Source organism: Streptomyces sp. NPDC058257 (genome assembly GCF_042881845.1).
Lineage (GTDB): Bacteria > Actinomycetota > Actinomycetes > Streptomycetales > Streptomycetaceae > Streptomyces.
In genome coordinates, this window is the sequence record NZ_JBHVXJ010000016.1 from 82,690 (window position 1) to 104,962 (window position 22,273).

At 68.8% G+C, this 22,273-nt stretch carries 23 protein-coding genes; 21 read left to right on the plus strand and 2 right to left on the minus strand.

Annotated elements, in window-relative coordinates; genetic code table 11:
- The first annotated feature begins 208 nt into the window (after positions 1-208).
- From dop to prcA, 5 genes are all read left to right on the plus strand, one after another.
- Positions 209-1,720 carry a depupylase/deamidase Dop gene (gene dop / locus ACFVXC_RS30900; protein ID WP_389911813.1) on the plus strand — a complete coding sequence of 504 codons (1,512 nt, stop codon included), beginning with the start codon at positions 209-211 and terminating at the stop codon, positions 1,718-1,720.
- Positions 1,721-1,844: 124 nt separating this feature from the next.
- Positions 1,845-2,063, plus strand: a complete 219-nt coding sequence (locus tag ACFVXC_RS30905) for a ubiquitin-like protein Pup (RefSeq protein WP_160503981.1) — start codon at positions 1,845-1,847, stop codon at positions 2,061-2,063.
- Positions 2,064-2,160: 97 nt separating this feature from the next.
- Entirely contained in the window at positions 2,161-2,400 is a 240-nt protein-coding gene (locus tag ACFVXC_RS30910) for an endonuclease domain-containing protein (RefSeq protein ID WP_389911815.1), read from the plus strand.
- Positions 2,352-3,197: a proteasome subunit beta gene (gene prcB, locus ACFVXC_RS30915; protein ID WP_389911817.1), complete on the plus strand. Its 846-nt coding sequence runs from the start codon at positions 2,352-2,354 to the stop codon at positions 3,195-3,197. Before ACFVXC_RS30910 ends, prcB begins: the two co-directional genes overlap by 49 nt.
- A 53-nt stretch (positions 3,198-3,250) precedes the next feature.
- Entirely contained in the window at positions 3,251-4,015 is a 765-nt protein-coding gene (gene prcA, locus ACFVXC_RS30920) for a proteasome subunit alpha (protein ID WP_389911820.1), read from the plus strand.
- Positions 4,016-4,111: 96 nt separating this feature from the next.
- Here the strand turns inward: prcA and ACFVXC_RS30925 are convergent, their stop codons facing one another.
- Positions 4,112-5,137: a LacI family DNA-binding transcriptional regulator gene (locus tag ACFVXC_RS30925; protein WP_389911823.1), complete on the minus strand. Its 1,026-nt coding sequence runs from the start codon at positions 5,135-5,137 to the stop codon at positions 4,112-4,114.
- 127 nt (positions 5,138-5,264) lie between these two features.
- Between ACFVXC_RS30925 and ACFVXC_RS30930 the strand changes: the two genes are divergently transcribed.
- The 12 genes from ACFVXC_RS30930 to ACFVXC_RS30985 all read left to right on the plus strand — a co-directional run bounded on the left by ACFVXC_RS30930 (position 5,265) and on the right by ACFVXC_RS30985 (position 17,413).
- Positions 5,265-6,524, plus strand: coding sequence for an MFS transporter (locus ACFVXC_RS30930; protein WP_389911826.1), 1,260 nt, complete (start codon positions 5,265-5,267; stop codon positions 6,522-6,524).
- A gap of 9 nt (positions 6,525-6,533) precedes the next feature.
- A complete protein-coding gene (gene pafA / locus ACFVXC_RS30935; protein WP_055550703.1) occupies positions 6,534-7,895 on the plus strand; it encodes a Pup--protein ligase in 1,362 nt (453 codons plus the stop codon).
- A gap of 130 nt (positions 7,896-8,025) precedes the next feature.
- Positions 8,026-9,030, plus strand: a complete 1,005-nt coding sequence (locus ACFVXC_RS30940; protein ID WP_389912088.1) for an FKBP-type peptidyl-prolyl cis-trans isomerase — start codon at positions 8,026-8,028, stop codon at positions 9,028-9,030.
- Positions 9,031-9,073: 43 nt separating this feature from the next.
- The gene (locus tag ACFVXC_RS30945; RefSeq protein ID WP_389911829.1) at positions 9,074-9,448 is read left to right on the plus strand and encodes an FKBP-type peptidyl-prolyl cis-trans isomerase; all 375 of its coding nucleotides are present in this window, start codon (positions 9,074-9,076) and stop codon (positions 9,446-9,448) included.
- A gap of 162 nt (positions 9,449-9,610) precedes the next feature.
- A complete protein-coding gene (locus ACFVXC_RS30950; RefSeq protein WP_389911832.1) occupies positions 9,611-10,564 on the plus strand; it encodes a helix-turn-helix transcriptional regulator in 954 nt (317 codons plus the stop codon).
- A 14-nt stretch (positions 10,565-10,578) separates the two neighbouring features.
- Positions 10,579-11,577, plus strand: a complete 999-nt coding sequence (locus ACFVXC_RS30955; RefSeq protein WP_389911835.1) for a helix-turn-helix transcriptional regulator — start codon at positions 10,579-10,581, stop codon at positions 11,575-11,577.
- A 29-nt stretch (positions 11,578-11,606) separates the two neighbouring features.
- Entirely contained in the window at positions 11,607-11,840 is a 234-nt protein-coding gene (locus tag ACFVXC_RS30960; RefSeq protein ID WP_383284939.1) for a hypothetical protein, read from the plus strand.
- Positions 11,841-11,849: 9 nt separating this feature from the next.
- Positions 11,850-12,047: a hypothetical protein gene (locus tag ACFVXC_RS30965; protein WP_383284936.1), complete on the plus strand. Its 198-nt coding sequence runs from the start codon at positions 11,850-11,852 to the stop codon at positions 12,045-12,047.
- A 250-nt stretch (positions 12,048-12,297) separates the two neighbouring features.
- Positions 12,298-12,588 carry a Sec-independent protein translocase subunit TatA gene (gene tatA / locus ACFVXC_RS30970; protein ID WP_361057089.1) on the plus strand — a complete coding sequence of 97 codons (291 nt, stop codon included), beginning with the start codon at positions 12,298-12,300 and terminating at the stop codon, positions 12,586-12,588.
- 47 nt (positions 12,589-12,635) lie between these two features.
- Positions 12,636-13,598 (plus strand): twin-arginine translocase subunit TatC, encoded by a 963-nt coding sequence (gene tatC, locus ACFVXC_RS30975; protein ID WP_389911839.1) that lies wholly within the window; start codon positions 12,636-12,638, stop codon positions 13,596-13,598.
- A 43-nt stretch (positions 13,599-13,641) separates the two neighbouring features.
- A complete protein-coding gene (locus ACFVXC_RS30980; RefSeq protein WP_389911842.1) occupies positions 13,642-14,559 on the plus strand; it encodes a diacylglycerol kinase in 918 nt (305 codons plus the stop codon).
- Between the two features lie 43 nt (positions 14,560-14,602).
- Positions 14,603-17,413 (plus strand): DEAD/DEAH box helicase, encoded by a 2,811-nt coding sequence (locus ACFVXC_RS30985; RefSeq protein WP_389911844.1) that lies wholly within the window; start codon positions 14,603-14,605, stop codon positions 17,411-17,413.
- A gap of 211 nt (positions 17,414-17,624) precedes the next feature.
- On the opposite strand, the gene ACFVXC_RS30990 is transcribed toward ACFVXC_RS30985, so the two are convergent.
- The gene (locus tag ACFVXC_RS30990; RefSeq protein WP_389911846.1) at positions 17,625-18,755 is read right to left on the minus strand and encodes an LLM class flavin-dependent oxidoreductase; all 1,131 of its coding nucleotides are present in this window, start codon (positions 18,753-18,755) and stop codon (positions 17,625-17,627) included.
- 491 nt (positions 18,756-19,246) lie between these two features.
- Here ACFVXC_RS30990 and ACFVXC_RS30995 point away from each other — a divergent pair, with 491 nt between their 5' ends.
- Genes ACFVXC_RS30995 through ACFVXC_RS31010 form a run of 4 tightly spaced genes read left to right on the plus strand, consistent with a single transcriptional unit; the run spans position 19,247 to position 22,260 of the window.
- Complete coding sequence (locus ACFVXC_RS30995; protein WP_389911849.1) at positions 19,247-20,875, plus strand: ATP-binding protein; 1,629 nt, start codon at positions 19,247-19,249, stop codon at positions 20,873-20,875.
- Entirely contained in the window at positions 20,872-21,279 is a 408-nt protein-coding gene (locus ACFVXC_RS31000; protein ID WP_389911852.1) for a roadblock/LC7 domain-containing protein, read from the plus strand. The genes ACFVXC_RS30995 and ACFVXC_RS31000 overlap by 4 nt, the downstream gene beginning before the upstream one ends.
- Complete coding sequence (locus tag ACFVXC_RS31005) at positions 21,276-21,665, plus strand: DUF742 domain-containing protein (protein ID WP_389911855.1); 390 nt, start codon at positions 21,276-21,278, stop codon at positions 21,663-21,665. Before ACFVXC_RS31000 ends, ACFVXC_RS31005 begins: the two co-directional genes overlap by 4 nt.
- Positions 21,646-22,260, plus strand: a complete 615-nt coding sequence (locus ACFVXC_RS31010) for an ATP/GTP-binding protein (protein WP_389911858.1) — start codon at positions 21,646-21,648, stop codon at positions 22,258-22,260. The genes ACFVXC_RS31005 and ACFVXC_RS31010 overlap by 20 nt, the downstream gene beginning before the upstream one ends.
- Positions 22,261-22,273 lie beyond the last annotated feature (13 nt).

The following is a 22,273-nucleotide window of genomic DNA, read 5'->3' on the forward strand; positions in this document are numbered from 1 at the left end:
AGGGCGGCTGCGGGTGTCCTTCGTGGGTACCCGCAGCTGTCTGTTTTTCAATGGACGCAATGATCTGCCCACCAGCGCAAAGGCGCTCTAGGCTCTTCGGTACCGCCGAGTCGCGCAGTGCGGGGACGGGCACCGCACACGCACCGGAGAACCAGCGGTACTTGAGCGCTGTTCCCGAAGGGGAGCGCCGCCGGGCAAGGAGGGCCGCATGACCGTACGGCGAGTAATGGGCATCGAGACGGAGTACGGCATCTCCGTCCCCGGCCACCCGAACGCCAATGCCATGCTCACCTCGTCCCAGATCGTCAACGCCTACGCCGCGGCGATGCACCGGGCGCGACGCGCCCGCTGGGACTTCGAGGAGGAGAATCCGCTGCGGGACGCACGGGGCTTCGACCTCGCACGTGAGACCGCCGATGCCAGTCAGCTCACGGACGAGGACATCGGTCTCGCCAATGTGATCCTCACCAATGGGGCGCGCCTCTACGTGGACCACGCGCACCCCGAGTACAGCTCACCCGAGGTCACCAATCCCTGGGACGCCGTCCTGTGGGACAAGGCCGGCGAACGCATCATGGCGGAGGCGGCCGAGCGGGCCGCGCAGCTGCCGGGTGCCCAGCCGATCCACCTCTACAAGAACAACACCGACAACAAGGGCGCGTCGTACGGCACGCACGAGAACTATCTGATGAAAAGGGAAACCCCCTTCTCGGACATCGTGCGCCACCTGACGCCGTTCTTCGTCTCCCGGCAGGTCGTCACGGGCGCGGGACGCGTCGGCATCGGCCAGGACGGGCACGAACACGGCTTCCAGCTCAGTCAGCGCTCCGATTACTTCGAGGTCGAGGTGGGCCTGGAGACCACCCTCAAGCGGCCCATCATCAACACCCGGGACGAGCCGCACTCCGACGCGGAGAAGTACCGCCGCCTGCACGTCATCATCGGCGACGCGAACCTCTCCGAGATCTCGACCTATCTCAAGCTCGGCACCACATCCCTGGTCCTCGCCATGATCGAGGACGGCTTCATCGCGGTGGATCTCGCCGTCGACCAGCCCGTGCGCACCCTGCACCAGGTCTCCCACGACCCGACGCTCAAGCGGCTCATCACGCTCCGTAGCGGCCGCACACTCACCGCCGTACAGCTCCAGATGGAGTACTTCGAACTGGCCCGCAAGTATGTGGAGGAGCGGTACGGCTCCGATGCCGACGAGCAGACCAAGGACGTCCTCAGCCGCTGGGAAGACGTCCTCGGCCGCCTGGAGAGCGACCCGATGAGCCTCTCCGGAGAGCTCGACTGGGTCGCCAAGCGAGAACTCATGGAGGGCTACCGCCGCCGTGACAGCCTCGACTGGGACGCGGCGCGGCTGCACCTCGTCGACCTTCAGTACGCGGACGTACGGCCCGACAAGGGCCTCTACAACCGTCTGGTGGCCCGCGGCAAGATGAAGCGCCTCCTGGAGGAGCCTCAGGTAGAGCGCGCCCAGACAAAACCGCCGGAGGACACCCGCGCGTACTTCCGCGGCCGCTGCCTGGAGCAGTACGCGGACGACGTGGCCGCGGCCTCCTGGGATTCGGTCATCTTCGACCTGCCGGGCCGCGACTCGCTCCAGCGTGTGCCCACACTGGAACCGCTGCGCGGGACGAGGAATCACGTCAAGGAGCTCCTCGACCGCTGCCGTACGGCGGAGGATCTGGTACGAGTGCTCTCCGGAGGCTGAAAGACCCGGCGTGTGGGAATCATCGAGGTGGTCCCCGGACGTTGCAGTAACTACGGGGCCGATGTCAGACCTGGCTTATAGGGTCTGATCAAGTGCATCGAACCTAACGAGCGGGGTGAGGTAGATGGCGACCAAGGACACCGGCGGCGGACAGCAGAAGGCGACGCGTTCCACCGAGGAGGTCGAGGAGCAGACAGAGGAAGCGCAGGGCTCCGAAGACCTCAAGGAGCGCCAGGAGAAGTTGAGCGACGACGTGGACTCCGTCCTGGACGAGATCGATGACGTCCTTGAGGAGAACGCCGAGGACTTCGTGCGGTCCTTCGTTCAAAAGGGTGGAGAGTAGGCGATTCCACCTTCGTTTCGAAGGGTGGAGTCGAAGTTCGGGATGGGGGTTGCTGGGTTGACCGACGACCGGCGGGCGCAAGACCGTCGTGCCTCGGATGACCTGGCGACGCTCCCCGGCGGGGCCCCGTGTGATCTCTGCGAACGCTCCAGCCGTTCATGTGGATCACCGCCATGAGGCGGGTAGGGTCCCTGGCATACGGTGCTTCAACTGCAATGCGGCCATCGGCAAGTTGGGAGATGTTCCCGACACCTTGCGTCGGGCCGTCACCTACCTGGAAGGAAACGCGTGGAAGCCAACACTCGTAGCACCGGGCGTCTACCGGCTGCCTTCCTGACGCCTGGTTCATCGTCCTTCATGGACTTTCTGTCCGAGCACCAGCCCGACATCCTGCCGGGCAACCGGCAGTTGCCGCCCACGCAGGGTGTGATCGAGGCGCCGCACGGCACGACGATCGTGGCGACGACGTTCCCCGGTGGAGTGGTGCTCGCCGGTGACCGGCGGGCGACCATGGGCAATGTCATCGCGCAGCGCGACATCGAGAAGGTCTTCCCGGCCGACGAGTACTCAGCGGTCGGCATCGCGGGCACCGCCGGTCTCGCCGTGGAGATGGTCAAGCTCTTCCAGCTGGAGCTTGAGCACTTCGAGAAGGTCGAGGGTGCCACGCTCTCCCTGGAGGGCAAGGCGAACCGCCTTTCCACGATGATCCGGTCAAACCTGGGAATGGCCATGCAGGGCCTGGCCGTCGTCCCGCTCTTCGCGGGGTACGACGTGGACCGCGAGAAGGGCCGCATCTTCTCGTACGACGTCACGGGCGGCCGCTCCGAGGAGCACGGCTTCGCGGCCACCGGCTCCGGTTCGGTCTTCGCGCGTGGTGCGATGAAGAAGCTCTACCGCAACGACCTGTCGGAACAGGAAGCCACGACACTCGTCGTCCAGGCGTTGTACGACGCCGCGGACGACGACTCGGCGACGGGTGGTCCGGATGTCGCTCGCCGCATCTATCCGATCGTCACTGTGATCTCCGACGAGGGTTTCCGGAGGCTGGGAGATGAGGAGTCTTCCGAGATCGCCCGCTCGATCCTTGAGCGGCGCCTGGAGCAGCCCGACGGCCCGCGGGCCGCGCTGCTCTGATCGATCCGTATTCGCCACTGACTGAGTCACTGACAGAAAGGGACGGATAGCCGGTGTCGACGCCGTTCTATGTCTCACCCCAGCAGGCCATGGCCGACCGGGCGGAATACGCCCGCAAGGGCATCGCCCGCGGTCGCAGCCTTGTAGTGCTGCAGTTCGCCGATGGCATCGTGTTCGTCGGCGAGAACCCGTCCCGTGCGCTGCACAAGTTCAGCGAGATCTATGACCGGATCGGCTTCGCGGCCGCCGGCAAGTACAACGAGTACGAGAACCTGCGGATCGGTGGCGTGCGGTACGCCGATCTCCGTGGATACACCTACGACCGTGACGACGTGACGGCCCGTGGGCTCGCGAACGTCTACGCCCAGACGCTGGGCACGATCTTCTCGAGCCAGGCGGAGAAGCCGTACGAGGTCGAGCTGGTCGTCGCCGAGGTGGGCGCCACGGCTGACTCCGATCAGATCTACCGGCTGCCGCACGACGGTTCGATCGTGGACGAGCACGGCTCGGTCGCGGTCGGCGGCAACGCCGAACAGATCAGCACGTATCTGGACCAGCGTCATCGTGACGGCATGACGCTCGCCGAGGCACTGAAGCTGGCCGTGCAGTCGCTCTCCCGCGACACGAACGGCAGCGAGCGGGAGATCCCCGCGGAACGGCTCGAAGTCGCGGTGCTCGACCGTACGAGGCCGCAGCAGCGGAAGTTCAAGCGGATCGTCGGGCGTCAGCTCGCTCGGCTGCTCGAAGGCGGCGCGTCGGCCCCCACGGACGCCGAGTCCGACAACGAAGAGCCGGATGCCGATTCCGACGAGAAGTAAGCCCGGGAAGCAAGCCGAGAGGTAAGTAGTCCGGTTTGGCGTACGCCCCGTGTTCCGGCCCCGTGGCCGGAACACGGGGCGTACGCATGTGCGCGGCTAGCGGGCGGCGGGGGCCGTCGAGCCTCGGGTCACCAGTTCGACGGGAAGGACGTCGGTCCGCGGCGTACGGCCGTCGAGGACGGCGAGCAGGGACGCCATTCCGCGTTCGCCGAACTGCTCGGCGGGCAGCCGCACGGTGGTGAGTTCGGGCTCCACGGCGGTCGCCAGGGTGAGGTCGTCGAAGCCGGTCACCGAGAGGTCCTCGGGTACGCGCAGGCCGAGGCGGCGGGCCGCCTTGCAGGCGCCCGCGGCGAGGATGTCGTCGTCGCAGACGAGTGCGGTGGGGCGGGGCCCGGGGGTGCGCAGGGCGGCTTCAGCGGCCGTGCGGGCGTCGTCGACGGTGAGGAGTGCCCGGGCGGTTCGTACGGCCGCTCCGGTGCCCCTCAGCGCCGCCGCGAGGGCGTCGGAGCGTACGTCGAAGGTCCAGGAGTCGACGCCCGCGGCGAGGTGCAGGAAGTCGCGGTGGCCCAGGGCGAGCAGATGCTCGGTCACCTGGCGCATGCCGTCGCCGATGTCGAGGTTGACGGTGGCCGCGCCGAGGCTGTCCGCCGGGTCGCTGTCGAGCATGACCAGGGGGAGCGCGTCACCCTGGATGGTGGCGAGGGCGTCGGAGGCCATGGAGGACGCGAGGACGCCGTCGAGGGCGCCCCGGCTGGAGTCGAAGGGGTCGCGGGCGGGGCCGACGCCTTCGGGGGAGGGGTAGAGGACGACTCCGACGCCGTGCTCGGCGGCGACGCGGGCGGCTCCGGTGTAGACACGGGCGAAGAACTCGTTCGTGAGGGCGGGGACGACGAGGAGCGCCGTCCTGGTGCGGCCGAGGCGGAGGTTCCGGGCGGCGAGGTTGGGGCGGTAGCCCAGTTCGCGCGCGGTGGCCCTGACGCGCTCGGCGGTGCGCTCGGCGACGCGGCCGCGCCACTTCTCGCCGAACACCAGGGAGACGGTGGCCTGGGACACCCCGGCGGCGCGTGCGACGTCGCGGCTCGTGGGGCGTGCGCCCCCGGCTTCTTGCTGCGGTCCGGCCACCGGCACCTCCCAGATAGTGCCCGCGGGACGGGGCAGCGGTGGACCCGTGGACAGCGCACATGGTACGTATGACGCTCGAAGTTATACGTAACACCTAGGCGCGTCAGCGCGGGGGAGGGAGCATCACATGGCTTCCGGATACGCGGAGATCCTCCGTGCGCGGTACGTGACGCGGCTGCTCGCGGGCACCTTGGTGGGGCGGCTGCCGAACGCGACCGCGCCGATCGCCATCGTGCTCTTCATCCGCGCCGAGGGAGGCTCGTACAGCCTGGCGGGAGCGCTTGCCGCGGTCTACGGAGTGGCCAACGCCGTCGGACAGCCGCTCCTCGGACGCCTGGTGGACCTCTACGGCCAGCCGCGCGTGCAGCTGCCCGCGGCCCTGCTCTCCGCCCTGGGCATGGCGGCCTTCGCCTTCACCGGCCCCGACGCGCTCGCCCTCGCCTACGCTTCGGTCGCCGCGGCGGGTCTGACCACGCCACCCCTGGAGGGCGGTCTGCGGGCGCTGTGGCCGAGCGTGCTTCGCGAGGAGAAGCAGGTGCACGTCGCGTACGCCATGGACGCGGTGGCGCAGGAGATCATGTTCACCGTCGGGCCGCTCCTCGTCACCGGATGCGTCGCGCTCTGGTCGGAGCAGGCCGCGCTGCTCGTCGTCAACGCCGTCGGAATCCTGGGCGCCCTCTCCGTGGTGGTCTCCAAGCCCTCGCGCGCGTGGCGCTCGGCCGACCGTGCGGCGCACTGGCTCGGGGCGCTGCGCTCACCCGGGCTCCTCGCGCTCCTCGGCGCGTATCTCTTCGTCGGCGTGGCACTCGGCTCCATCAACGTCGCCGGCTCGTCGTACGCCGACGGGAACGGCGGCGACGTCGTGTACGGGTGGCTCATCGCGGCGGTGGGGTTCGGCGGGCTCGTCGGCGGTGTGGTGTACGGGGCGCGGGAGTGGAAGGGCGTACCGGAGAAGCGGCTCACCGTGCTCGTCGCGCTGCTCGCCGTCGGCTACCTGCCCCTGACGCTCACGCCCGGCGCGGTCGCGATGACGCTGCTCGCGGCTCTCGCCGGGGTCTTCCTCGCGCCTTCCCTGGCATGCGCGTTCATCGTCGTCGACCGGCACGCTCCGGCGGGCACGGTCACGGAGGCGTTCTCCTGGCTGGTGACCACCTTCATGGTCGGCGCGTCCCTGGGGACGGCGGGCGCGGGTCCCGTCGTCGAGTGGGGCGGGACCACGGCGGGCTTCGTCATCCCCGGGGTCGCCGGGGTGGCCGCCCTGCTGGTTCTGCTGGCCACGGCGCGGACGCTCGCGCTCCCCGCTGAATCGGCGGTGGTTGCGGGTTCATCCGAAAATGATCGAAACGGTGCCGTCGAACCCGGTTTCAGGGCAGGGCATCAGGCGTAATGTTCAGTCATGGACCGCCGCATTTTCGGGCTGGAGAATGAGTACGGCGTCACGTGCACGTTTAGGGGACAGCGCCGTCTGTCGCCTGACGAGGTGGCGCGCTACCTCTTCCGCCGTGTTGTCTCATGGGGCCGCAGCAGCAACGTCTTTCTGCGGAACGGCGCCCGCCTCTATCTTGACGTCGGGTCACATCCGGAATACGCGACACCGGAATGTGACAACGTGACCGAGCTGGTCACCCACGACAAAGCGGGCGAGCGCATTCTGGAAGGCCTGCTCGTCGACGCCGAACGCCGCCTGCACGAGGAGGGAATCGCGGGCGACGTCTATCTCTTCAAGAACAACACCGACTCGGCGGGAAACTCCTACGGCTGCCACGAGAACTATCTGGTGGCCCGGCACGGGGAGTTCTCGCGGCTCGCGGACATCCTCATTCCCTTCCTCGTCACGCGACAGCTGCTGTGCGGCGCGGGCAAGGTGCTGCAGACTCCGCGCGGCGCCGTGTACTGCGTCAGTCAGCGTGCCGAGCACATCTGGGAAGGGGTCTCCTCCGCGACCACCCGCTCCCGGCCGATCATCAACACCCGCGACGAACCACACGCGGACGCCGAGCGCTACCGCCGGCTGCACGTCATCGTCGGCGACTCGAACATGTCCGAGACGACCATGCTCCTGAAGGTCGGCGCCACCGACCTCGTCCTGCGCATGATCGAAGCGGGCACGGTGATGCGGGACCTGACATTGGAGAACCCCATCCGGGCGATCCGCGAGGTCAGTCACGACATCACGGGCCGCCGCAAGGTGCGTCTGGCCAGCGGCCGTGAGGCCTCCGCCCTCGAAGTACAGCGCGAGTACTACGAGAAAGCCGTGGACTTCGTGGACCGCCGCGGCATCCGCACGGGCACCGTCGAGCAGGTCCTCGAGCTGTGGGGCCGCACGCTCGACGCGATCGAGGCCGAGGACCTCGACCGCATCGGCACCGAGATCGACTGGGTCATGAAGTACAAGCTCATCGAGCGGTACCGGGCGAAGAACAACATGACCATGTCGCATCCGCGGGTCGCGCAGATAGACCTCGCCTACCACGACATCCACCGCCGGCGCGGGCTGTACTACCTCCTGGAGAGGAAGGGGCAAGCCGCCCGCATCTGCAACGACTTGAAGATCTTCGAAGGCAAGTCGGTGCCGCCGCAGACGACCCGCGCGCGGCTGCGCGGCGACTTCATCCGCAGGGCCCAGGAGCAGCGCCGCGACTTCACGGTCGACTGGGTGCACCTGAAGCTCAACGACCAGGCGCAACGCACCGTGTTGTGCAAGGACCCCTTCCGGTCGGTGGACGACCGGGTGGAGAAACTGATCGCCGGTATGTAAGCCCAGATGCAGGAGATGCGTTGCGGGAACGCAACGCGGGGCGCCGTACGTTCCTCGTGCGGCGCCCTTCTCCATGCGTAGAGTTGCGCGCACGCCAACCGACAAGATCGACCGATACGAGGCCCCCACCGTGCGCCGACGCTCACTTCTCCTCGCTGTTCCGGCAGGCCTGCTCACGCTGGCCGGCTGTGGTGACGACAAAAAGGCCGACAAGGCCAAGTCCAGCGACAGTCCATCCCCTTCCAACTCGTCGTCGGCCGCGCCGACGGCGAAGATCGTGGACGGGCCGCTGCCCGAGATCACGAAGGGGACGAAGTTCGGTCAGAAGCCGACCGTCGCCAAGGGGCCCGGCAAGGCGTCCTCCGACCTCGCGGTCAAGACCCTGGTCGAGGGCAAGGGTGACGTGGTCAAGAAGGGCGACTACCTCCAGGCGAACTACCTCGGCCAGATCTGGGCCACGGCCAAGGTCTTCGACAACTCGTACGACCGCGGCAACCCCACGGTCTTCCCGATCGGCGTCGGTCAGGTCATCCCCGGCTGGGACCAGGCCCTGGTCGGCAAGAAGCTCGACAGCCGCGTGCAGCTGGCGATCCCGCCGAAGATGGGTTACGGCACCGAGGGCAACAAGCAGGCGGGCATCAAGGGCACGGACACGCTGGTGTTCGTCGTGGACCTCGTGGGCACCTTCAGCAACAAGAGCTCGGCCAAGGGCAAGGAGGTCGCGCAGTCCAACATCGACCTCCCCAAGGTCGGTACGAACACGGACGGCAAGGCCCCCTCGGTCGAGATCCCGAAGAAGAAGGACGCCCCCGAGAAGCTCGTCGCGACGTACATCCTCGAGGGCGACGGCGACGAGATCAAGGAGACCGACAGCCTCCTGTGCCAGTACAAGGGCGTGCTGTGGGCCGACGGCAAGGAGTTCGACTCCTCGTACAAGAGCGGCCAGCTCGCCTCGTTCCAGCTGGCGCAGGTCGTCAAGGGCTGGGCGCAGGGTCTGACCGGCAAGAAGGTCGGCAGCCGCGTCCTGGTCGTCGTCCCGCCGAAGCTCGGTTACGGTGACAAGCCGCCGCAGGGCAGCACCATCAAGAAGGACTCCACGCTGGTCTTCACCGTGGACATCCTCGCGAAGATGTAACACTGTCCCGGCCGGTCATTCGTATCAAGCAGGAGCATTAAACGTGAGCATCGAGAAGCCCGAGATCGACTTCCCCGACGGTCCGGCCCCCACCGACCTCGAGATCGTGGAAATCTGGGAGGGTGAAGGACCGGAGGCCAAGGCGGGCGCCACCGTCTCCGTCCACTACGTGGGTGTGGCTTTCTCCACCGGTGAAGAGTTCGACGCCTCCTGGAACCGCGGCACGCCGCTCCAGTTCCAGCTGGGTGCCGGCCAGGTCATCGCCGGCTGGGACCAGGGTGTCCAGGGCATGAAGGTCGGCGGACGCCGCCGGCTGACGATCCCCGCGCACCTGGCGTACGGCGACCGCGGCGCCGGTGGCGGCCGTATCGCGCCCGGCGAGTCGCTGATCTTCGTCTGCGACCTCGTCAGCGTCTGAGCGACGACTGAGGTCAGGGTCTGAGCGACGACTGAGGTCAGGGTCTGATCAGACCTGCCCACTGAGGGCCCATGCCTGTTCCGGCATGGGCCCTCAGCTTTCACCGAGACACCCCGGGGCGGTACGGTCGGCGGTCGGAAGTCATGTGGAGAAAGGGCGTCGATGGCCATTGCCAAGGCCGAGCGGCTGATGAACCTGGCGCTGTGTCTGCTCGGGACACGGCGGCCGCTCAGCAAGCGCGAGCTTCGCGAGTCCATCGAGGCCTATCTGGAGGCCGGGTCCGACGACTCCTTCAACCGGATGTTCGAGCGCGACAAGGACGATCTGCGCGAACTCGGCCTGGTCATCGAGACGGTGGAGAACCTCGACGGCGAGGTGGGCTATCTCGCGCGCCGCGACAGCAACCGCCTGCCGCCCATCACCATCGACGCCGAGGAAGCCGCCGCGCTCGGCCTCGCGGCCAAGGTCTGGCAGCAGGCCCGGCTCGCCGGAGCCGCCAGCGGCGCCCTGCAGAAGCTGCGCGCCGCCGGACTGCCGGAGGACGTCGACCCGTACGAGGCGCACAGCGCCCTCGAGCCGCGCATCCCCGTGCACGAGGCGTCCTTCGAGCCGCTGATGCTGGCCTGCCGCGACCGCCGACCGGTCGTCTTCGACTACCGCAAGGCCACCGCGGCCCGCCCCGAGCCCCGCCACGTCGAACCGTGGGCCCTTGAGTGCTGGCGCGGCCACTGGTACCTCGCGGGCTGGGACCGCGACCGCGGCGCCGAGCGCGTCTTCAGGCTCTCCCGCATCACCGGGAAGGTCCGCGCCCGCGCGGGGAAGTTCACCGCCGACATCCCCGACGTGGTCACGGTGCGTGAGACCGTCGCGAGCTGGGCGGGGGAGAGCGCCGACCGCTCCGCCCTGATCAGACTGCGTACGGGTGCGGGCTATCCGCTGCGCGCCAAGGCCGCCCGCATACGCGAAGTGGGCGAGGGGTGGGACGAGTTGGAGATTCCGTACGGGCACGGGCTCGACGCCTGGCTGGTGGAGTTCGGGCCCGATGTGGTGGTCCTTGAGCCCGCTGAGCTGCGGGCCGACGTAGTGGACCGGCTGCGCGCCGTGGCCAAGGGTTGAGGGGACGTACGACCATGGCCTCGAACGCCATCGACCAGACCCGCCGGATGCTCTCGCTGGTGACCTACCTGCGCGAGCGCCCCGGCGCCCACGTCAGTGACGTGGCCCGCGCCTTCGGGATCACCGAGGACGAGCTGATCTCGGACCTGGACGTGCTGCCGCTGTGCGGGACCAGCTTCCGCGGCGGCGATCTTCTGGACATCGACACCGACGGCGACCGCATCTGGTGGCACAACCCGGACGACGTGGCGGCGCCCCTGCGGCTCGCGGCCGACGAGGCCACCGCGCTCCTGGTGGCCGCCCGCGCGGTCTCCACCCTCCCCGGCCTGCGCGAGAGCGACCGGCAGGCGCTCCTTCGCGCCACCGCGAAGCTGGAGGCGGCGGCCGGTGAGAACGCTGGCGCGAGCGCGCGGCTCTCGGTGACCTTCGAGTCCGAGGGCGGTGTCTTCGCCGACGTCGACCGCGCCATCTCCGAGCGGCGCAGGCTCTGGCTGCGCTACTACTCGCCCGCGCGCGACGAGCTCACCGAGCGCGAGGTCGACCCGATCCGGCTCTTCGCCGTCGGGCACACGTACATGGAGGCGTGGTGCTACCTCTCCGAGGCGCGCCGCACCTTCCGCCTCGACCGGGTGGCCGAGATCAAGATCCTGGACGAGCCGTCCTCGCCGCCCGAGGTCGAACTGCGGGACCTCTCCGAGGGGCTCGTGCAGCCCGCCGCCGAGGACCCCGAGGTGGTCGTCGAGGTCGGGCCCGGCGGCCGTTGGGTCGCCGAGTACTACCCCCACGACAGCGCCGATGAACTCCCCGACGGCGGCCTGCGGATCACGCTGCGCACCCCGGACCCCACCTCGCTGCGCAGGCTCGCGCTGCGGCTCGGCGGGGACGGGCACATCGTCTCCCCGGCGGATCTCGCGGACAGTGCGCGCAAGGCGGCGCGCGAGGCGCTCGCGGCCTATGACGAGCACGACAAGCACCCCGGCGGGTCGTACGACAGGCAGGAGCAAGGGCGTTGAACACCAGCATCTTGTCCGAGATTCCCGGAATGTCGAGAATTGCCCCTGTGCTCTTCAAGGCCGCCTGCCCCGACTGCCGGGCCCGCTTCGAACTCTCCGCGGGCTCTCTGCGGCTGGCGATCGGTGCCTCGGCCCGCACCACCTTCTACTCGTTCACGTGCCCCGAGTGCGGCACCGCGGTGCGCAAGCCCGCCGGTGAGCGCATCGTCGAACTCCTCACCGGCGGCGGGGTGCGGACGCTGCGTCTGCACTCGACCGTCTAGGCTCGGCGCATGTTCTGGGCGATGCTGGCGATTGCCGCGGGGTTCTGTGGCCTCGCCGTGCTCGGCGTACTGGCGATTCGGGTCTTCATCGAGGCGCAGCGCCTCAGCAGTCAAGTGACGCAGACCACACAGCGGATCAACCGTGCCGCGGAGGATCTTGAGGCGGCTGCGACGGGTGTGGCCCGTGCGAGCCGGGACACCCTCTAGAGCCCGTGAATCCTGGCCGTACGGCTGAGACGCGTATCGACACCGCGGCCTGTCAACTTCCCTTGTCCGGCGGGTACGCTGCTGAAGTGGCCCGGAGTGCGAGGCGCGGGCCGCAACTGGGAGTACGCACAGGGATTGCCCTGCGTTCACCCCTGAGCGTTACGATCGCTGCCAGCACGGTGGCCGGACAGCCAAGTCCGGCCTGTCCGGCAGCCCCGCCCCTGCCGCCTCGGTGAGAAGGTAAAGACCTATGTTCGGAAAGATCGGCGCCCCCGAGATCATTCTCATTCTCGTCGTCATCGTTCTGCTGTTCGGCGCGAAGAAGCTTCCCGACATGGCCCGGTCGCTCGGCAAGTCCGCGCGCATCCTCAAGAGCGAGGCCAAGGCGATGAAGACGGACGGCAAGAAGGACGAAGCCGCCCCCGCCGACCCGCCCGGTGACCCTTCCGCCGCTCAGCCGCGCACGATCCAGGCCGCGCCCGGCGACGTGACCAGCTCCCGTCCGGTCACCGAGCCCACCGACAGCACGACTAAGCGCTGATCCAAGGCCGGCGACGGCCGGCCTGCCGCACGAGATGAGGACGTGGGTTGCTCAAGTCTGCCCGCAAGAAGGAACAGGATCCCGAGGGGCGGATGCCTCTTGCGGAGCACTTGCGCGAGCTCCGCAATCGGCTCGCGAAGGCCGTGCTGGCCATCATCGTCGTCGCGATCGTCGCCGCGTTCTTCTACAAGGACATCATCGAGTTCTTCACGGACCCGATCCTGAAATCCGTGGGATGCGAGTCCAGCTTCGCCGAGCTGGCGGAGACGGGCGGCCACGAGACCTGCGCGCGCATCGTCCTGAACGGTCTGCTCACGCCGTTCACGCTCGCCCTCAAGGTGTCCTTGATGGCGGGCATGGTGCTCGCGGCGCCGGTCTGGCTCTACCAGCTCTGGGCGTTCGTCGCACCCGGTCTGCACCGCAGCGAGAAGAAGTACGCCTACGGGTTCGTGGGAGCGGGCTTCCCGCTGTTCCTCGGCGGCGGCTTCTTCGCGTACAAGACGCTGCCGACGATGGCCCGCGTGCTGCTCGACTTCTCGCCGGGCGGTGTCGACAACCAGCTGCCCCTCGACGAGCTGCTCGACCTGGTCACCCGCATGGTGATCGTCTTCGGTCTCTCCTTCGAGCTTCCGCTGCTCCTGGTGATGCTGAACCTCACCGGGGTGCTCTCCGGCAAGCGGATGCTCGGCTGGTGGCGCGGCATGATCATGGGCATCACGGTCTTCGCGGCCGTGGCGACGCCCAGCACCGACCCGCTGACCATGATGATGCTCGCCGGACCGATCTGGGTGCTCTACTTCGCGGCCACCGCCTTCTCGATCCTCAACGACCGGCGCAAGGCCAGGATCGAAGAGGCGGGGCCCGATGACGACGAGGCCTCCGACCTGGACCTCACCCCTGAGGACGTCGACGAGATCGAACCGGTGTCCGCGAACCGTGCGCTGCCCGAGCAGGCGAGCGGCGACGGCGCGAACCGGGATCGGGTGAACGGTTTCGACGACGTGACCTGATCTTGTAGGGTCCTCCCTCAAACTCCGTCCGGGGGGACCCTCAGTGACCAGCGAGATCACTCTCTTCGTCAATCCCACCGCGGGCCGCGGCCGGGGCGCCCACGCGGCGCAGCCGGCCGCTTCCGCGTTGCGGGCGGCGGGCTTCTCCGTGCGCACGGTCATCGGCGAGGACGCCGCCGACGCGCTGCGCCGGGCCCGTGACGCCGTCGACGCCGGTACGGGCGCGCTGATAGCCGTCGGCGGCGACGGCATGGCGAGCCTCGCGCTGCAGGCGGTCGCGCAGACGCCCACCCCGTTGGGGGTGATCGCCGTGGGCACCGGCAACGACTTCGCGCGTGCCCTCGGGCTTCCGGTGCGCGACCCGGCCGCGGCGGGGGCGGCCGTCGCCGCCGCGCTCGACGCGGGGCGCGCGCGGGACGTCGACCTGGGGCGGGTGGGCAAGACGTGGTTCGGCACCGTGCTCGCCTCCGGCTTCGACTCGCGGGTCAACGACCGGGGCAACCGGATGCGCTGGCCCACAGGGCGCTTCAAGTACGACCTGGCGATGGCCGTCGAGCTGGCCGCCTTCCGGCCCGTCCCGTACCGGATCACGCTGGACGAGGGCAGGGTCCACGAGGTCGACGCGACGCTCGTCGCGGTGGGGAACGGACCGTCGTACGGCGGGGGCATGAAGATCTGCGCGCGGGCCGACATGAGCGACGGCCTCTTCGACGTCACGGTCGTCGGCGACTGCAGCCGTACGACGCTCCTCAAGGTCTTCCCGCGTGTCTACAAGGGCACACACCTCGACCATCCCAAGGTCACCGTGTTCCGGGCCGCGAAGGTGGAGCTCGCCGCGTCGGGCGTCACCGCGTACGCGGACGGGGAGCAGCTCGGGGGACTGCCGCTGGCTGCGGAGTGCGTGCCGGGGGCCGTGCGGATACTCGGGCCCGAGGGTCCGAAGGGACCCCAAGACGGATAATGATCGTCCGTTGTCAGTGGTGGCCGGTAGTCTCGAAAGCACGATGACAGAGGACCTCTCACCGGCCGAGCGGTACGCGGCGGCGCGCGAGCGCGCTGTCGAGCAGGCCACCGCACTCGCTGGCTTCCGCGAGATGTACGAATTCGGCCTCGACCCCTTCCAGATCGACGCCTGTCGGGCGCTCGAGGCGGGCAAGGGCGTACTCGTGGCCGCTCCCACGGGCTCGGGCAAGACGATCGTCGGCGAGTTCGCCGTGCACCTCGCCCTGCTGCAGGGCAAGAAATGCTTCTACACGACGCCCATCAAGGCGCTCTCCAACCAGAAGTACGCCGACCTCTCCAAGAGATACGGCGCGGACAAGGTCGGTCTGCTGACCGGCGACAACAGCGTCAACTCCGATGCCCCGGTGGTCGTGATGACCACCGAGGTGCTGCGGAACATGCTGTATTCGGGATCGCAGTCGCTCCTCAACCTCGGCTATGTGGTGATGGACGAGGTGCACTACCTCTCCGACCGCTTCCGTGGCGCCGTCTGGGAAGAGGTGATCATCCACCTCCAGGAGTCGGTGACGCTGGTCTCCCTGTCGGCGACCGTCTCGAACGCCGAGGAGTTCGGCGACTGGCTCGACACCGTGCGCGGCGACACGCAGGTGATCGTCTCGGAGCACCGGCCCGTCCCGCTTTTCCAGCACGTCCTGGCCGGACGCCGGATGTACGACCTCTTCGAGGAGGGGGAGGGCCAGCGCAAGGCCGTCAACCCCGACCTCACGCGCATGGCGCGGATGGAGGCCAGCCGTTCGTACAACCCGCGTGATCGCCGCAAGGGCAAGATGATCCGCGAGGCCGACCGCGAGCGCGAGCGCAGACAGCGGTCGCGGATCTGGACGCCTGGCCGGCCCGAGGTCATCGACCGGCTCGACTCCGAGGGTCTCCTTCCCGCGATCACGTTCATCTTCAGCCGCGCGGCCTGCGAGGCCGCCGTGCAGCAGTGCCTGCACGCGGGACTGAGGCTGAACGACGAGGACGCGCGGGCACAGGTCCGCGAGATCGTCGAGGAGCGCACGGCCGCCATCCCGGACGAGGACCTGCACGTCCTTGGTTACTACGAATGGCTCGAAGGCCTTGAGCGCGGCATCGCCGCGCACCACGCGGGCATGCTGCCGACCTTCAAGGAGGTCGTCGAGGAGCTCTTCGTGCGCGGGCTCGTGCGCGCGGTCTTCGCCACCGAGACCCTCGCGCTCGGCATCAACATGCCCGCGCGCAGCGTGGTCCTTGAGAAGCTCGTCAAGTGGAACGGCGAGCAGCACGCGGACATCACACCCGGTGAGTACACCCAGCTGACCGGCCGTGCCGGGCGACGCGGCATCGATGTCGAGGGCCATGCGGTGGTCCTGTGGCAGCGTGCCATGAGCCCGGAGCACCTCGCGGGCCTCGCGGGCACACGTACGTACCCGCTGCGTTCCAGCTTCAAGCCGTCGTACAACATGGCCGTGAACCTGGTCGAGCAGTTCGGGCGGCACCGCTCGCGTGAGCTCCTGGAGACGTCCTTCGCGCAGTTCCAGGCCGACAAGTCGGTCGTCGGGATCTCCCGGCAGGTCCAGAAGAACGAAGAGGGCCTTGAGGGCTACAAGGTCTCGATGACCTGCCACTTGGGCGACTTCGACGAGTACGCACGCCTGCGCCGTGAGCTGAAGGACCGGGAGACCGAGCTCGCCAAGCAGGGCGCCAACCAGCGCAGGGCCGCGGCCGCCGCCGCCCTGGAGAAGCTCAAGCCCGGTGACGTCATCCACGTGCCGAGCGGGAAGTACGCGGGCCTCGCGCTCGTCCTGGATCCGGGGATCCCCGCGGGGCGGGTCAACGGCCACCGCGGCTTCGAGCACCAGGACGGGCCGCGCCCCCTCGTCCTCACCTCCGAGCGGCAGGTCAAGCGGCTCGCCTCGATGGACTTCCCGGTGCCGGTCGAGGCCCTGGAGCGGATGCGCATCCCGAAGTCGTTCAACGCGCGCTCGCCGCAGTCGCGCAGGGACCTGGCGTCCGCGCTGCGCACGAAGGCCGGGCACATCGTGCCGGAGCGCCATCGCAAGGGGCGCGCGGTCGCCGCCGACGACCGCGAGATCGCCCGGCTCCGTACGGAGTTGCGGGCGCACCCCTGCCACGGGTGCGACGAGCGGGAGGACCACGCCCGGTGGGCCGAGCGCTACTACCGCCTGCGGCGGGACACCGTGCAGTTGGAGCGGCGCATCGAGGGGCGCACGAACACCATCGCGCGTACCTTCGACCGGATCGTCGCGCTCCTGACCGAGATGGACTATCTGCGGGGCGACGAGGTCACCGAGCACGGCAAGCGGCTCGCCCGGCTCTACGGAGAGCTGGACCTCCTTGCGAGCGAATGCCTGCGGGAGGGCGTGTGGGAGGGGCTCAGTCCGGCTGAACTGGCCGCGTGCGTCTCGGCGTTGGTGTTCGAGGCCCGGATGGCTGACGACGCGCTCGCCCCCAAGCTGCCCTCCGCGAAGGTGAAGGCCTCCCTCGGCGAGATGGTGCGGATCTGGGGGCGGCTCGATGCCCTTGAGGAAGAGTTCAAGATCAACCAGGCGGAGGGGGTCGGGCAGCGGGAGCCGGACCTCGGCTTCGCCTGGGCGGCGTACATGTGGGCGTCGGACAAGGGTCTGGACGAGGTGCTCCGGGAGGTCGAGATGCCTGCGGGGGACTTCGTCCGGTGGTGCAAGCAGGTGATCGATGTCCTTGGGCAGATCTCAGCTGCCGCTCCCCGCGAAGGGTCGACCGTGGCCAAGAACGCCCGCAAGGCCGTGGATCAGCTGCTGCGGGGTGTGGTGGCGTACAGCTCTGTCGGGTGACGGTGGCTGGGGCGGGCCGGGGGAGATCCATTCCCCGAGTCCGCCCCCTCCCGGATCCAGGGGCAGGCCCCTGGATCCCACCGCGTGGTGGCCGTCGACTGCGGCCTAGGCCTGGCTCGTCCTCAAGCGCCGGACGGGCTGTGGAGGATGTCCTCAAGCGCCGGACAGGCTGAAGGATGTCCTCAGATGCCGGACGGGCCGAAGCGTGTCCTCAGACGCCGGACGGGCTGAAAGACGCGCCGGACCGGTTGGGCAGCTCGGCGTCCCGCTTCGCGACCTCTTCCCGCACGATCGGGATCACGTGCCGTCCGAAGTCGATCGCGTCGTCCAGGAGGTCGTAGCCCCGGGCGGAGAGGATCTCCACTCCCAGGTCGTAGTAGTCGAGGAGGGCCTGGGCGACCGTCTCCGGAGTGCCCACCAGGGCTGTCGAGTTGCCCGCGCCGCCCGTTTCGGTGGCCGTCGGGGTCCACAGCGCGCGGTCGTGGCGCTCACCCGAAGCCGCCGCCGCGAGCAGGCGCTGGGAGCCTGAGTTCTCGGGGTTCTTCAGCGGGTGGCGGCGGGACAGGGGCGCGCCCGCCTTGCGGGCCTTGATGCGGGCCAGCGTCGCGTGCGCCTTCTCCCAGGCAAGTTCCTCGGTCGGCGCGATGATCGGGCGGAAGGCCACCTGGATCTTGGGGACGTCCGTGCGCCCGGCCGCCTTCGCCGCCGCCTTCACCGACTCGATCTGCTCCGCGGTCTGCGCGAGCGGCTCGCCCCACAGGCAGTAGATGTCGGCCTCCGCGCCCCCGGCGGCGTACGCGGCGGGTGACGAGCCGCCGAACGAGACGCGCGGATGCGGCTGTTGGACCGGGAAGGTGTCGCTGACGAAGTCGTTGAAGCGGTAGTGCTCACCCTCGTGGTCGAAGGGTTCGTGCGAGGTCCACGCCTTCTTGATGATCTGGATGGCCTCGCGGGTGCGCGCGTACCGATCGTCCTTGGTGTGGAAGTCACCCTCGCGCTGCTGCTCGTGGTCGTTGCCGCCCGTGATGAAGTGCACCGCGAGCCGGCCGTCGCTGATGCGGTCCAGGGTCGCGAACGTCTTCGCGGCGAAGGTGGGGTACGAGACGTTCGGGCGGTGCGCGACCAGGATCTGGAGCTTGTCCGTGCGGGCCGCGATGTAGGCGGCGGCGGGGGAGGGGTCGGGGGATCCTGATCCGTACGCGAACAGGACCCGGTCCCAGCCGTGATCCTCGTGGGCCCGGGCCAGCCGGAGTGTGTAGTCCTTGTCGAAGGACGCGCCCGAGCGTGCGGTGACTTCGGAGCCTTCGTTGGTCGCGGCGATGCCGAGGAACTCGACGGGCATGGCGGATTCTCATCTCAACTTGTCGTGGTGTGCGCTGACTTGGGAGCAGTCAGAAGCAACACGACGCGGACCACACGCGACCGAAGTCGATGTGGTCGCGGGTGACAAGACGCAGCTGAGGGCGCATGCGCTCAGTGGAACAGCAGTCCATACAGGGCGTCAACCACGACCGTGCCGCAGCTGTTCCCGTCTGTACGACGCCATTACTCCACGTGTTCGATTGATCGCCGGGCGTGCAAATGGGGCCGAGTGTATGCCCGTCGATGAGCCCGATGCAGAGGGTTGCCGAATATGACTCAGCGCTGTTTTCGGCGGACTAAGCTCGCCCGGAGCGCGGCGAGTTGAAACGAGTTGCGATAGATTCGCGCGTTTGTTCCTAGACCTTTCGAAAGTTCGGATACGTCCATCACTCTCAACCTCTCCTACAATCCCCACATTTCACGGCATCAACCCCCTTCCTTTCCCCCAAGACAAGTGTTCAGAGGGCATACATGGTGAGTGTTCAAACGCCTCCCGGTGGCCGAGAAGTCCCTTACGCACGCGCGCTGTTGCTGCCCGCCATGCTGATGGCCGCGGCGACCGGAGCCGCTGTCGCGGCAGTAACGGAACCCGCCCGTATCGCGGTGGGCTGTTGCGGTGCGATCGCGACCCTCGTGGTCGTCGCGGTCGGCGCCGAAGCGGTACGCCGCGGCCGGTCCCTCCGGGCGGCGCGCACGCGGTACGCGCAACGGATCGCCTTCCTGGAGCGACGCATCGCGTCCCACGACGACGAGACCATCCGCCTGGGCAGGGAGATCATTCCCGAGGCCGTCTTCCGGCTCCGGCAGGGCGAGGCGCCCTCGGAAGTGATCCGCCACCTCGTCGACAGCGACGAGTCCTTCTCCGGTCTCCCGCAGTCACAGCGCCAGATGCTCCGCCACGTCCTGGACACCCTGGACACCGGAGAGGCGATGCGCGAGTCCTCGCAGCGCGCCTTCGTCAACATCGCCCGCCGCGTCCAGGCCATCGTCCACCAACAGGCGGCGGAACTACGCGAGATGGAGGAGTTCCACGGCCGTAACCCCGAGGTCTTCGACGACCTGCTCCGCATCGACCACGGCACCGCCCTCATCGGCCGCCTCGCCGACTCGATCACCGTGCTCGGCGGCGCCCGCCCGGGACGCCAATGGCCCAAGCCCGTACCGCTGTTCAGCGTGCTGCGCGGCGCCATGTCCCGGATCCTGGATTACCAGCGCGTCGACCTGCACTCGATCGCCAAGGTCGCCATCCACGGCACATCCGTCGAACCGCTCATCCACGCCTGTGCCGAGCTGCTCGACAACGCCACCCGCTACTCTCCGCCGCAGACCCGCGTGCACGTCACCGCCGTCGAGGTGCAGACAGGCATCGCCATCGAGATCGAGGACGGCGGCGTCAGCCTCAGCGAGGAGGCGCGGGCACGGGCCGAGCGCATGCTCGCGCAGGCGCAGGCCGGCATCGACCTGAACGACCTCGGTGAGAGCCCCCGCCTCGGCATGGCCGTCGTGGGCCGGCTCTCGCAGATGTACAACCTCCAGGTCTCGCTGCGGCAGTCCGCGTACGGCGGCGTCCGCGCGGTGCTCATCGTCCCGCGCGAGATGATCACCACCGGACCCGCGCCCGGCCTCGCGCACGGCATCGGCGCCTCCGCCGTGCCCCGCGTGAACTCCGAGGGCCAGCCCATCCAGGAGGCCCACGGCATCCGGCGCAAGAAGCCCCGCGTGATGACGGCCGGGCCGCCGATCTCCAAGGGGCTCACCGCCGCCATGGAGGACGACATCCCGGAGGTCACCGAGTGGACGCCGAACGGTCTTCCGCAGCGCCGCAGCCGGGTCCGCACCCCGCTGGGCGAGCGGCTCGCCCAGGAGGCCGCCGACGAGAAGTACGCGGCGCAGCGCGCGCAGTACTCCCCGCAGCCGGCGGCGCCGGTCGTTCCCGAACAGGCGAAGAAGGAGGAGAAGGAGCCCGGTCTCTGGATCGAGGCCTTCATGAAAGGCGTCAACGGCGACGACTGCGCGACCGATGACCCGCTGTTCCCCAAGGGGCACAGCGAGAACGACCACGGCAACGCCGACAACGCCGACGAGGAGGGCTGGAAGTGATCCAGCAACGGGCCAATTTCGACTGGATGCTCAAGGAACTCGCCGACGGGGTGCCGCAGACCCGGCAGATCGTGGTGCTCTCCGCGGACGGCCTGCGCATCGCGCGCTACGGCGGCGACCCCGACGGCGCCGACCGTCTCGCCGCGGCCTGCGCGGGTCTTCAGTCCCTGGCGGCCGCGGTGGCCACCGAGATCCCGCAGAGCGGCGGCGGGATGCGCATGGTGATCATCGAGGTCGACGGCGGTTACTTCTACCTGATGGCCGCGGGAGCCGGTGCCTACCTCGCCGTGCTCGCCGACGAGACCGTCGACGCGGGCCTGGTGGGCAACCGCATGCGGGACCTGGTCGTGCGGATCGGCGCCCATCTGACGAGCCCGCCCCGGCGTGACGGGCAGGCCGTATGAGTCCTCCGCAAGGCGAGAACCCCTCCCACCGGGACGACCCTCCCCAGCGGGAACGGCGCAGCCCGGAGAATCCCGAGCGGCTCTACATCCTGACCGGCGAGGACACGGAGCGGGCGCCCCTCGACCTCGTCACGCTGATCGTCGCGCACGGCGAGGCACCGCCCACGGCCGAACCGGAGCACTCCTCCGTCCTGCGGCTGTGCAAGACCCCGCTGTCCGTCGCCGAGCTCTCGGCATATCTCGCGCTGCCGTTCAGCGTGGTGACCGTTCTGCTGACGAAGATGCTCGGGGTCGAACTCGTACAGGCGCGGGAGCCGATCGTCCGCTCCACGCTCCCCGACCGTTCCCTCCTCGAAGCGGTGATGCATGGACTTCAAAAGCTCTGACACGATCACCGGGCCCAGCAGCGAAGAGGTACTGCCGCACACGACCACGGCCGCCGTGAAGGTCGTGATCGTGGGCGGGTTCGGGGTCGGCAAGACGACGATGGTCGGCTCGGTCAGCGAGATCCGTCCGCTGACCACCGAAGAGACCATGACCCAGGCCGGCATCGGCGTCGACGACAACTACGGCTCCGAAACCAAGACGGCCACCACCGTCGCGATGGACTTCGGCCGGATCAGCCTCTCCGAAGAGCTGGTGCTCTATCTGTTCGGCACCCCGGGCCAGGAGCGCTTCTGGTTTCTGTGGAACGGCCTCTTCGAAGGTGCGCTCGGCGCCGTCGTCCTCATCGACACCCGCCGTCTTGAAGTCAGCTTCGACGTGATCGGCCGCCTTGAGGAGCGCGGCGTGCCGTTCGTCGTGGCCGTCAACGACTTCCCCGACGCGCCCAGTCACCCGATGGACGCGCTGCGCCGTGCCCTCGACCTCGACGAGGGGGTGCCGATGGTGAAGTGCGACGCCCGGCAGCGCGCGTCGAGCCGGGACACCTTGCTGACCCTCATGCGGTACCTGCACTCCCTGACCGTGGCCCCTGTCTGACGCCTCATCTCAT

Bases quoted from the DNA above. Each gene is read 5' to 3' on its own strand.
- ACFVXC_RS30930 (WP_389911826.1), top strand. From the start codon at position 5,265: ATGGCTTCCGGATACGCGGAGATCCTCCGTGCGCGGTACGTGACGCGG.
- pafA (WP_055550703.1), top strand. From the start codon at position 6,534: ATGGACCGCCGCATTTTCGGGCTGGAGAATGAGTACGGCGTCACGTGC.
- tatA (WP_361057089.1), top strand. From the start codon at position 12,298: ATGTTCGGAAAGATCGGCGCCCCCGAGATCATTCTCATTCTCGTCGTC.
- ACFVXC_RS30960 (WP_383284939.1), top strand. From the start codon at position 11,607: ATGTCGAGAATTGCCCCTGTGCTCTTCAAGGCCGCCTGCCCCGACTGC.
- ACFVXC_RS31005 (WP_389911855.1), top strand. From the start codon at position 21,276: ATGAGTCCTCCGCAAGGCGAGAACCCCTCCCACCGGGACGACCCTCCC.
- ACFVXC_RS30990 (WP_389911846.1), bottom strand. From the start codon at position 18,755: ATGCCCGTCGAGTTCCTCGGCATCGCCGCGACCAACGAAGGCTCCGAA.
- ACFVXC_RS30955 (WP_389911835.1), top strand. From the start codon at position 10,579: ATGGCCTCGAACGCCATCGACCAGACCCGCCGGATGCTCTCGCTGGTG.
- ACFVXC_RS31010 (WP_389911858.1), top strand. From the start codon at position 21,646: ATGGACTTCAAAAGCTCTGACACGATCACCGGGCCCAGCAGCGAAGAG.
- ACFVXC_RS30905 (WP_160503981.1), top strand. From the start codon at position 1,845: ATGGCGACCAAGGACACCGGCGGCGGACAGCAGAAGGCGACGCGTTCC.
- ACFVXC_RS30950 (WP_389911832.1), top strand. From the start codon at position 9,611: ATGGCCATTGCCAAGGCCGAGCGGCTGATGAACCTGGCGCTGTGTCTG.
- ACFVXC_RS30995 (WP_389911849.1), top strand. From the start codon at position 19,247: ATGGTGAGTGTTCAAACGCCTCCCGGTGGCCGAGAAGTCCCTTACGCA.
- ACFVXC_RS30985 (WP_389911844.1), top strand. From the start codon at position 14,603: ATGACAGAGGACCTCTCACCGGCCGAGCGGTACGCGGCGGCGCGCGAG.
- ACFVXC_RS30910 (WP_389911815.1), top strand. From the start codon at position 2,161: ATGACCTGGCGACGCTCCCCGGCGGGGCCCCGTGTGATCTCTGCGAAC.
- ACFVXC_RS30965 (WP_383284936.1), top strand. From the start codon at position 11,850: ATGTTCTGGGCGATGCTGGCGATTGCCGCGGGGTTCTGTGGCCTCGCC.
- dop (WP_389911813.1), top strand. From the start codon at position 209: ATGACCGTACGGCGAGTAATGGGCATCGAGACGGAGTACGGCATCTCC.